The sequence below is a fragment of the Neisseria sp. P0001.S005 genome (assembly GCF_051963715.1).
In genome coordinates this window covers 1-10,923 of sequence record NZ_JBQCTZ010000118.1, presented here as the reverse complement: position 1 = coordinate 10,923, position 10,923 = coordinate 1, and the positions used below count along the sequence as shown (strand labels likewise).

The following is a 10,923-nucleotide window of genomic DNA, read 5'->3' as shown; positions in this document are numbered from 1 at the left end:
CGGGTAATAAAACTGATGAAAAAAAATAACATACTGATTCTGTCGGCAGGTCGCCGTGTCGAATTGGTGCAGGACTTCCAAACCGAAGCCGCACGTTTTTCAGACGGCATCGGCGTATTTGCCACTGACCTCAACCCCCACATGTCTTCTGCCTGCCATGTTGCCGACCGCGCTTTCAGCGTGCCGCGCATCGATGCAGCCGAATACATTGACAGCATTTTCGAGCTGGCCAAACAACACAACATCGGTCTGATTGTGCCAACCATCGATACCGAGCTACTCAAACTGGCCGAAGCACGTGACCGTTTTGAAGCTGAAGGAATACACATTGTCATTTCGGATGCAAAACTGATTACCCTGTGCCGCGACAAGCGCCTGACCGCAGGCCTGTTTGCACAATACGGCATCCGTTCGCCTGAAATTTACGAACGGGACCGCTTAGTTTTCCCATGTTTTGCCAAGCCTTATGACGGCAGCCGCGCCATCGGTGCGAAAAAAATCAACACACCGGCTGATTTGACTGTCGACATTACCGAAGACCCGAAAATGATGTTCGCCCAATACATCGATATCGAGAATACTTTCTCCGAGTTTACCGTCGATATGTATTACGACCGTCAAGGCCGTCTGAAATGCGCCATTCCTCGCGAACGTTTGGAAGTGCGCACCGGCGAAGTCAGCAAAGGCGCAACCCGACGCAATGCCCTGTATGAAGAGCTGGTTGAAAAAATGGCCATATTGGAAGGCGCACGCGGCTGCATTACCGCGCAATTCTTCGTCAGCAAAACCGACAGTACGACCTACGGCGTGGAAATCAACCCGCGTTTCGGCGGCGGTTTCCCGTTGACTTACGCCGCAGGCGGCAACTATCCGGGCTGGCTGATTCAAGAATATATCGGCGGCCAAGACGTCCCTTTCTCCGACGACTGGGAAAACAATTTAATCATGCTTCGTTACGATGCTAAGGTTTTGGTAAGAGAACATGATTAAGCCGGAAGAATCCGTCATCGTCTTTGATCTTGACGATACGCTTTACTCTGAGTACGACTACAAATGCTCCGGAATACAGGCAGTTGTAGGGATAATTACGTCGCTCTACCCGCAATACGATGCTGACGTACTAAATGAAATTGCAGACAATAAAAGTAAAGACTGGCTCGACAATTTGTGTCATCATTGCAAATTAAACGAACTAGAGAAACAATCACTTTTGTGGCAATATCGACTACACAGGCCTGTTATCCGACCCTATGTCGAACCGTCTTTTTTACGGAAGCTGATGCGCCCTTTTGCCGCACGCGCCCTGATTACAGACGGCCGCAGTCTGACACAGCGTTTGAAAATACAGGCCTTGGGTTTGACCGATTTATTTGACGACATTTTGATTTCGGAAGCCATGCAATCGGAAAAACCCGACGATAAGCGTTTTGTTTTCCTGCAAAACAAATATCCGGCTGCAAAACGTTTCATCTACATCGGCGACAACATCAAAAAAGATTTTGTCGCACCCAACAAACTGGGTTGGCTCTCCATAGGCATCATGCCTAAGCCGCACAATATTCATCAAGCCGAGCCCGAGCAATACGGCCGTGAATACCAGCCCACCCTTTGGATAAACACCCTGGAAGAATTGACTACACTGACAACTTCCGCCACCGAAAAAGCAAATGCATAAGGGACATTTCTCCATGAAAATCTTATTTATGGGTCGTAAACAGGTTTCCGCCAACCTGCTTCGTTTTTTGACCAAACAAGACCATATCGAAATCGTCGGTGTCTTGACCGACAGCCATCTGCAAGGCTCGCCGACCACGGCAGCCGCGCAGGAATTGGGCTTGCCCCTGTACACCTTCGATACGGCTTTGGAAGCAATGCGAGAAGGCCGTCTGAAATACGATTTGGGCTTATCCGTCCTTTACTGGCGCAAGCTGCGTGATGAATTCCTGAGCATTCCGACTTTGGGCACGATCAACTTCCACCCTGCGCTGTTGCCCGAATACAAAGGCACAGGCGGCTACAACTTAGCCATCATGGACGAACTGGACCAATGGGGCAACACCGCCCACTACGTCGATGCCTCCATCGACACAGGCGAAATCATCGAAGTGGACCGCTTCCCCATCGACGCCGAAACAGAAACCGCCCAATCGCTCGAACGCAAAACCATGCAGGCGCTGGAGCCGTTCGCACAACGCATCATCGCCCGCGCCATCGAGTCGAAAACCAAATTGCCGACCACACCCAACATCGGCGGCCGCTACGTCAGCCGCGACGAAATGGAAGCCATGAAGCAAATCCTCGACGGCGACAATATCGAGAAGAAAATCCGCGCCTTCTGGTTCCCCCCTTACGACGGCGCATACGTCGAAATCAACGGTCAGAAATACACCCTGATCAACCGCCAACTGCTGGAAGAAATCGCCCCCAAAGGCTCAACCAGTCTTTTCGCAGGAAAAACAAATGCTTAATACATCACTCTCCCCATGGCCAAGCTTTACTCAAGAAGAAGCCGATGCCGTTTCCAAAGTCCTGCTGTCCAACAAAGTCAACTACTGGACAGGTACGGAATGTCGCGAATTTGAAAAAGAATTTGCTGCCTTTGTCGGCACGCAATACGCCGTCGCCCTTTCCAACGGTACGTTGGCTTTGGACGTAGCCCTCAAAGCAATGGGCATCGGCCAAGGCGATGATGTGATTGTCACTTCGCGCACCTTCTTGGCTTCAGCGTCCTGCATCGTGACCGCCGGTGCCAATCCGGTTTTCGCCGATGTCGATTTAAACAGCCAAAACATCAGCGCCGAAACCATCAAAGCCGCGCTGACACCAAACACTAAAGCCATCATCGTGGTTCACCTTGCCGGCATGCCTGCCGAAATGGACGACATCATGGCTTTGGCCAAAGAACATAACTTGTGGGTTATCGAAGACTGCGCCCAAGCGCACGGTGCGAAATACAAAGGCAAATCCGTCGGCTCTATCGGTCACATCGGCGCTTGGTCGTTCTGCCAAGACAAAATCATGACCACCGGCGGCGAAGGCGGCATGGTCACCACCAACGACAAAGAGCTGTGGAGCAAAATGTGGTCATACAAAGACCACGGCAAAAGCTATGACGCCGTGTACCACCGCGAACACGCACCCGGTTTCCGCTGGCTGCACGAAAGCTTCGGTACCAACTGGCGCATGTTGGAAATGCAGGCCGTCATCGGCCGCATCCAGCTCAAACGCATGCCCGAATGGACGGCGCGCCGCCAAGAAAACGCCGCCAAACTGGCCGAAAGCTTGGGCAAATTCGCCAGCATCCGTTTGGTTGAAGTAGCCGACTACATCGAACACGCGCAATACAAGTTCTACGCCTTCGTCAAACCCGAACACCTGAAAGACGGCTGGACGCGCGACCGCATCGTCAGCGAACTGAACGCGCGCAAAGTCCCCTGCTATCAAGGCAGCTGCTCCGAAGTGTATTTGGAAAAAGCCTTTGACAACACGCCTTGGCGTCCGAAAGAGCGGCTGAAAAACGCTGTCCAACTGGGCGACACCAGCCTGATGTTCTTGGTGCACCCGACCCTGACCGATGAAGAAATTGCGTTCTGCAAAGAAAACATAGAAGCCGTATTGACTGAAGCCACGGCATAATCATTTTCAGACGGCCTGCAACTTCGGGCCGTCTGAAAAAAGCAAAACAGCCTGCTTCAAACAATCCGTACCAAGCCACATTACAACACTCAGACACACGTAAAAAATAAAATGAACTTGGAAACCCTGCTGGCTCTGCCGCGCAATCTAAAAAAAACCTTCTTCGTCATTCACGATATCTTGATGATCTTCGTGGCGTTTTGGTTTGCCCAAAGCCTTAAAGTGCAATACTCCGACGAATGGTTGAGTATCGCCAACTGGCTGGCTTTCGGCAGCACCGCTGTGCTGACCATCATCCTTTTCATCCGTATCGGCCTCTATCGCGCCGTCACGCGCTTCGTCAGCATCCGCGTCCTGACCGCCGCCGCATTCGGCAGCATCATTTCAGCGGTCTTGTTCTGCCTGACCACCCTGATTTTTGAACAAAAACTACACCTTGCCCTGCCCATCGTCTATTTCTTAGTCTTGGTGGTCGGCGTGACCAGCTCGCGTATGATCCTGCGTGCGATTCTGACCGACCATCACCGCAAACAGATGATCCCCGTCATCATCTACGGTGCAGGCCAATCCGGCCGCCAATTACTGGAAGCCATCAAACAGGTTAATGAATACTCAGCCATCGCCTTTGTCGATGACAACCCGAAAATCCAACGCACCGTCATCTATGACCTTGCCGTCTACAACCCCAACGAAATCCCGATGCTGATCAGCCGCTACGGCGTCCGCAAAATTCTGCTGGCGATTCCAAGTTCTACGCCGGAAGAACGCAAAGACATCATCCGCCGTCTCGAAGCATACAAATGCGAAGTCCTGACCATTCCGGGCATGAAAGATTTGGTCGACGGCAAAATCAACGTCAGCTCATTGAAAAAAATCTCCGTGGTCGATTTGCTCGGCCGCGCCCCTGTGGCACCGCGCCCTGAATTGATGAGTGCCGACATCAGCGACAAAGTCGTGATGGTAACCGGTGCAGGCGGCTCTATCGGCTCCGAACTTTGCCGTCAGATTCTCAACTGCCGTCCGACCAAACTGCTGTTGTTTGAATTGTCCGAATTTGCCCTATACAGCATAGACAAAGAATTGCGCGAAACCCAAGCCGTGCAAGGCAGCCAAGTCGAAGTCGTACCGCTTTTGGGTTCGGTTCAAAACAAAGAACGCCTTAGCAGCATCATGAAAGCCTATCACGTCGACACCGTTTATCATGCCGCAGCCTACAAACACGTCCCTATGGTTGAGTTCAACACCATAGAAGGCATTCAAAACAACGTATTCGGCACACTCTGCTGCGCGCAGGCTGCCGTAGATGCAGGCGTTTCCACCTTTGTTTTGATTTCCACCGACAAAGCCGTCCGTCCGACCAATACCATGGGCGCCAGCAAACGCATGGCCGAACTCTGCCTGCAAGCCCTTGCTGCCGAGCCGGAACAAAAAACACGCTTCTGCATGGTGCGTTTCGGCAATGTATTGGGTTCGTCCGGCTCCGTTGTCCCCGTATTTGAAAAACAAATTGCCGAAGGCGGCCCGATTACCCTGACCCACCAAGACATTACCCGCTACTTCATGACCATTCCCGAAGCGGCGCAATTGGTTATCCAAGCCGGCGCAATGGGTAAAGGCGGCGACGTATTCGTCCTCGACATGGGCGAATCTGTCAAAATCATCGACCTTGCCCGTCAAATGATTGTCCTCAGCGGCCTCAAAGTCAAAGACGAGCAACACCCACACGGCGATATCGAAATCAAGATTACCGGCCTGCGCCCAGGCGAGAAACTTTATGAAGAACTGCTCATCGGTGATGAGGTGCAAAAAACCACTCATCCCCGTATTATGACCGCCAGTGAAGTAATGCTTCCATGGACGCAATTATCTGACATACTGTCGGAACTCCATACTGCCTGTCTCCAAAGCGACCAAAACAGCCTGCGCCAGCTTCTGCTGCGCGCACCGACAGGCTTCGTATCTAAAGACGGTATCTGCGACTTGGTTTGGCAACAAAACAATAAGGCCATCTGAACATTTTCAGACGGCCCGGACACCATCCCGCAAGGACTACTACATGAAAAAAACGCTCTCCCTGCTTACTCTATTCGCACTGACTGCCTGCAACAGCACGACTGTCATTCCCGGTTCAACCATCAAAACCAGAACCAAAACCATTGTTTACACCGATACCGACACCGCCGCCGATACCAACCTCGACAGCCGTGTTGCCGTTTACCCCATCACGCCCAACCTGATTGAAAAAATGCGCACGCCACCCGTACTTTCCCAAGCCAACCAAGGCTTGGAGCAAAGCAAAAGCGCTTACCGCTACCGCATCGGCAGTGGCGACGTCCTCAATATCATGGTTTGGGCGCACTCCGACCTTAATTCTCCCATCCAGCAAAGCAACCCGCAAACTAACCAAGTCAGCCGCGGTGCCTGGGTAGATGAGGGCGGTTATATCACTTACCCGTTGGCAGGCAAAATTCAAGCCAAAGGCAAAACTTTGGACGAATTGCAAAACATCTTAACCAACCTCCTAAGGCGCTACATCAAAAACCCTCAAGTCGCCATCAACGTTACCGAATTCCGTTCGCAACGCATTTCAGTATCCGGTGCCATCAACCAAGCAGGTCAGCTGCCGATTACCAATATCCCGATGACCATTTTGGACGCCATCAACCAGGCTGGCGGCGTTACCCAAAGTGCCGATACCCAGCACATCAAATGGACGCACAACGGCATCGACCGCACCATCTCCCTGCAAAACATGCTGCAATACGGCGATATGTCGCAAAACCACCTCCTCAGCCATGGCGACATCGTTTACGTTCCTAACAGCAGCAACAATAAAATCTACATCATGGGTGAAGTCGGCAAACAAGCCACCCTGCCGATCGGCAATCACGGCCTCAACCTGACCCAAGCGCTCGGCGAAGTCGGCGGCATGAACCAAAACTATGCTGATGCAACCGGCGTATTCGTGATCCGCCGCGCACCAGAAGATGCGGCCAAACCTATCCACATCTATCAGCTCAACCTGAAAGATGCGACTTCTTACGCACTGGGCAGCGAATTCAAACTGCGCTCCGAAGACACCGTTTACGTTACCGCAGCCCCGGTTACCCGTTGGAACCGCGTAATGTCACAAATTACCAACTCCATCAGCAACGTCAATACCCTCGACAATACGTTTAAATAAGCAGTGGTTCCTGCTGTCAGACCCTTGTTTGACAGCAGGATACAAAATCACGCACAATCCGACCAAATTACATAAACGGCATATAAAAGCCGTACACACCGCACAAACGGAAAAGCAGTACCTTATAGTCTGACTCACGCTTTTTTCAGACCATAAACCGAAACAATATCATGTACCACAACATACTCATCGTCTGCCTAGGCAACATCTGCCGCTCCCCCACCGCAGAGCGGATTATGCAGAAAAAACTACCCGGCCACCGCATCAGCAGCGCCGGCATAAAAGCACTGGCAGGTAAGGATGCCGATTTCCAAGCCATTAAAACCGCACTCAAACACGGCGTTATCGTTGCAGGCCATACGGCACGCCAACTGACTGCCCAAATGTGCGAACAGGCCGATTTGATTCTCGTCATGGAGCCCTGTCAAATCGACATGGTGGCCGACATCCATCCGCCGGCACGCAGCAAAACCATGCTGTTTGCCCAATGGTTGCCTAAAAAAACCGTACCTGACCCATACAAACAAAGCAGCGAAATGTTTGAAGCCGTTTTTGAACAGCTCAACGCTGCCGCAGACACTTGGAAAACCAAACTAAACGGAAAAACTCAACCGGTATAAAACCGGCATGAACAAGAAAGCAAGCAATGAAAAAAACGACCTACACACCTTACAGCGCAGACAACGACGACATCGACTTCGGCCAACAGCTGCGCGTAATTTGGACAAATAAATACAAAATCCTCGCCGCCCTGCTTGCAGGCGGCATTCTTGGCGCAGCCTTCAGCCTGGCATCCACTCCGCAATACCGTGCCGATGCCATGCTGGAAATTGAAACGCGACAAAACCAAATCCTGACCGAAATCAACAGCATCTTCAACAACCAAACCACGCCGTCTGAAGCAGAAGTCGAGCTGGTTCAATCACGCTTGGTGCTGGGTAAAACCGTTGACGACCTTCAGCTTGACCAAGAAGTCAAAGCCAAATACACACCCGTTATCGGCAGCCTGATGCACAACATCAGCGGCGACCCCGATCCTAAATTGACCGTCGGCAGCTTTACCGTACAAGACGAATGGTTCAACAAAACCTTCACGCTGACCGCCAAAAGCAACAAGGCCTATACCCTTACCCTGCCTGACAAACGCGTCGTCGAAGGCAAGGTCGGCTTGCTTCTGAAAATCAACAATCACACCACCCTCAAAATTGATCAAATCTTGGCCAATCCGGGTCAAGAATTTGCGTTGACCAAGTTCTCCCGCATCAGTGCGATCGAAAACATCCAAAACAAACTGGCTGTTATCAGCAAAGGTAAAACCAGCCCCATCATCAACCTTGCCTTTACCGGCACCGACCCTAAGCGTACCAGCGTCATCCTCAACAGCATTGCCGACAACTACGTTGCGCAAAACCGTGAACGCGACGTTCAAGTTGCATCCAGCGGTTTGGCTTTCATCAGCGAAGAATTGCCACGCTTGAAAGAAACCTTGCAAGACGCTGAAAACAAACTCAATGCCTACCGCCAACAATCAGGCTCTCTCGACATTCCGCTCGAGTCTAAAGGCGCATTGGAAAGCCTGACCGGCATCGAAACCCAAATTACCCTGCTCAAAACCGAAGAAGCAGGCTTAGCCGAGCTGTACACGCCGGAACACCCTTCCTATAAAGCCGTATTGGACAAACTTGCCGTTCTCGAGCGCGCTAAAAACAAAATTAATCAACAAATCGCCGAGTTGCCGAACACCCAACAAGAAGTTATCCGCCTGACCCGCGACGTAGAAACCAACCAGGCTACCTACGTCCAACTGTTGAGCAAACAGCAAGAACTCAACATCATGAAAGCCAGTGCGCAAGGTAATGTACGCATCGTCGATTATGCCTATGTCCCTGAAAACCCCGTTGCACCGCGCAAAGCCGTCATCACACTCCTGAGCGCACTTGCCGCAGGTTCATTAACCGCTTTGTGGCTGATGATCCGCAACCGCATGAAAAACGGCATTACTTCATCCGAAGAAATCGAAAACCTCAATTTGGAAGTCGTCGCACTTGTTCCGCACTCCAAAACCCAGCAAAAACGCGACTTCTTCAAAAGCAAATTCAAGAAAACCGGCGGCCGTTCCAACTATCTGCTGGCCAGCGAAGACCGCGCCGACACGGCCGTCGAAGCCATCCGCGCCCTGCGCACCAATATCTACTTCTCCATGCTGGACGCGCCTAACAACGTCCTCATGATTACCGGTGCCGCGCCTGAAGCAGGCAAATCCTTTATCTCCGCCAACCTCGCCACCGTAATGGCGCAGTCAGGCAAACGCGTCCTGCTTATCGATACCGATATGCGCAAAGGCTACCTTGACCGACTCTTCGGCCTTACCCCCGAGTTCGGCTTGTCTGACATCCTCAACGGCAAAGCGGCTCCGGCCAAAGCCGTACAAGAGACCGGCATTGAAAACCTCCACCTCATCAGCAGCGGCAGCTATCCCAGCAATCCGTCCGAGCTTTTGATGGACAACCGTTTCAACGAGTTGCTCGCCCACGCGCGCCAACGCTACGATTACGTCATCTTGGACACGCCGCCCGTATTGGCCGTGACCGATGCCGTCATCATCGGCCAACATGCAGGCACCGTCCTGATGATCAGCCGTTATGCGCACACCCGTGCACGAGAGCTTGAAGCCAGCGTCGAACGCCTCAAACAAAACCACATCAACATCAAAGGTGTCGTCCTCAACGGCATGAAGCGCGAAGCCAACAACAGCTACGACTACTACGCCTACGATGCCTACCATTCCGGTAACAATAAATCATAAACCGAAACAGGCCGTCTGAACTTTCAGACGGCCTAAGGCTTTTTAAACGGCACAAAATATTTTTCACAAACTCCGCCCTTGCACCCCAAAGCCGTTTGTTTTAAAGTAAGCCCCGTTCCCATATGGAAGAGAAACATGAAAATTACCGTCATCGGCGCAGGTTCGTGGGGTACAGCTCTCGCGTTGCACTTTGCGCACCACAACAATGAAGTTGCCCTTTGGACACGCAATCCCGACCAAATCCGCACCCTGCAGGCAGATCGCGAAAACAAACGCGGCCTGCCCGGCTTCCCTTTCCCTGAGTACCTGACCGTTCACGCCGATTTGGGTGAAGCGCTGAAAGACAGCCAACTTGCCCTGATCGTTACCTCCGTAGCCGGCCTCAGAAGCAGCGCCGAACTGCTCAAACAGCATAACGCAGCCGATATTCCCGTTCTCGCCGCCTGCAAAGGTTTTGAACAAGATACCGGTCTCTTGACTTTCCAAGTACTGAAAGAAGTCCTGCCTAACAATAAAAAAATCGGCGTTCTCTCAGGTCCGAGCTTTGCCCAAGAACTTGCAGCCCAACTGCCTTGCGCCGTCGTGCTTGCTTCCGAAAACAAAGACTGGGTGGAAGAAACCACTGCCCAACTGAACACCAACGTAATGCGCCTGTACGGCAGCACCGACGTCATCGGCGTCGCTGTGGGCGGTGCCGTTAAAAACGTCATGGCGATTGCCACCGGCCTTTCAGACGGCCTCGAATACGGCCTCAATGCACGTGCGGCCTTAGTAACACGCGGCCTTGCCGAAATCACCCGCCTTGCCATCGCCATGGGCGCACAACCCAAAACCATGATGGGTTTGGCAGGCATCGGTGACCTTATCCTGACCTGTACCGGCGCACTCTCACGCAACCGCCGTGTCGGCCTCGGCCTCGCAGAAGGCAAAGAATTGCATCAAGTACTTGTCGAAATCGGCCACGTTTCTGAAGGTGTCAGCACCATTGAAGAAGTCTTCAACACCGCCGCCAAATACCAAATCGATATGCCCATCACTCAAACCCTGCTGCAACTCATCCGCAAAGAAATGACGCCGCAGCAAGTCGTTGAACGCCTGATGGAACGAAGCGCTCGCTTCGAATAAACGGTCGCACCGTCTGCCATTCAGACGGCCTGACGCACAATATGACGGCTATAAGGCCGTCTGAAGGGAAACACATGAACCAATCACTGAACAATCTGGAAATCAACGTTTACCAACTTGTCCAAAAATTTGAAACGCTGGTTTCAGAAAACCGCCGTCTCAACGAAGAAAT

The 10,923-nt window shown here is 52.0% G+C and carries 9 protein-coding genes; all 9 read left to right on the top strand.

Annotation, left to right across the window (positions count from 1 at the left end):
- Positions 1 to 15 precede the first annotated feature (15 nt).
- The 9 genes from ACTHSP_RS13380 (at position 16) to ACTHSP_RS13340 (ending at position 10,751) form a co-directional block, all read left to right on the top strand.
- Positions 16 to 990 (top strand): ATP-grasp domain-containing protein, encoded by a 975-nt coding sequence (locus ACTHSP_RS13380; RefSeq protein ID WP_314512694.1) that lies wholly within the window; start codon positions 16 to 18, stop codon positions 988 to 990.
- Positions 983 to 1,675 (top strand): HAD family hydrolase, encoded by a 693-nt coding sequence (locus ACTHSP_RS13375; RefSeq protein WP_049336949.1) that lies wholly within the window; start codon positions 983 to 985, stop codon positions 1,673 to 1,675. The genes ACTHSP_RS13380 and ACTHSP_RS13375 overlap by 8 nt, the downstream gene beginning before the upstream one ends.
- A 13-nt stretch (positions 1,676 to 1,688) precedes the next feature.
- Positions 1,689 to 2,468, top strand: a complete 780-nt coding sequence (locus tag ACTHSP_RS13370; protein ID WP_049333556.1) for a methionyl-tRNA formyltransferase — start codon at positions 1,689 to 1,691, stop codon at positions 2,466 to 2,468.
- Positions 2,461 to 3,636, top strand: coding sequence for a DegT/DnrJ/EryC1/StrS family aminotransferase (locus tag ACTHSP_RS13365; protein WP_440346256.1), 1,176 nt, complete (start codon positions 2,461 to 2,463; stop codon positions 3,634 to 3,636). Before ACTHSP_RS13370 ends, ACTHSP_RS13365 begins: the two co-directional genes overlap by 8 nt.
- 111 nt (positions 3,637 to 3,747) lie before the next feature.
- A complete protein-coding gene (locus ACTHSP_RS13360; protein ID WP_440346255.1) occupies positions 3,748 to 5,649 on the top strand; it encodes a polysaccharide biosynthesis protein in 1,902 nt (633 codons plus the stop codon).
- A gap of 43 nt (positions 5,650 to 5,692) precedes the next feature.
- Positions 5,693 to 6,820: a polysaccharide export protein gene (locus ACTHSP_RS13355; RefSeq protein WP_314513205.1), complete on the top strand. Its 1,128-nt coding sequence runs from the start codon at positions 5,693 to 5,695 to the stop codon at positions 6,818 to 6,820.
- Positions 6,821 to 6,990: 170 nt separating this feature from the next.
- Positions 6,991 to 7,440 carry a low molecular weight protein-tyrosine-phosphatase gene (locus ACTHSP_RS13350; protein WP_004520878.1) on the top strand — a complete coding sequence of 150 codons (450 nt, stop codon included), beginning with the start codon at positions 6,991 to 6,993 and terminating at the stop codon, positions 7,438 to 7,440.
- 26 nt (positions 7,441 to 7,466) lie between these two features.
- Positions 7,467 to 9,626 carry a polysaccharide biosynthesis tyrosine autokinase gene (locus ACTHSP_RS13345; protein ID WP_440346254.1) on the top strand — a complete coding sequence of 720 codons (2,160 nt, stop codon included), beginning with the start codon at positions 7,467 to 7,469 and terminating at the stop codon, positions 9,624 to 9,626.
- A gap of 135 nt (positions 9,627 to 9,761) precedes the next feature.
- A complete protein-coding gene (locus ACTHSP_RS13340; RefSeq protein ID WP_314513209.1) occupies positions 9,762 to 10,751 on the top strand; it encodes an NAD(P)H-dependent glycerol-3-phosphate dehydrogenase in 990 nt (329 codons plus the stop codon).
- Positions 10,752 to 10,923 lie beyond the last annotated feature (172 nt).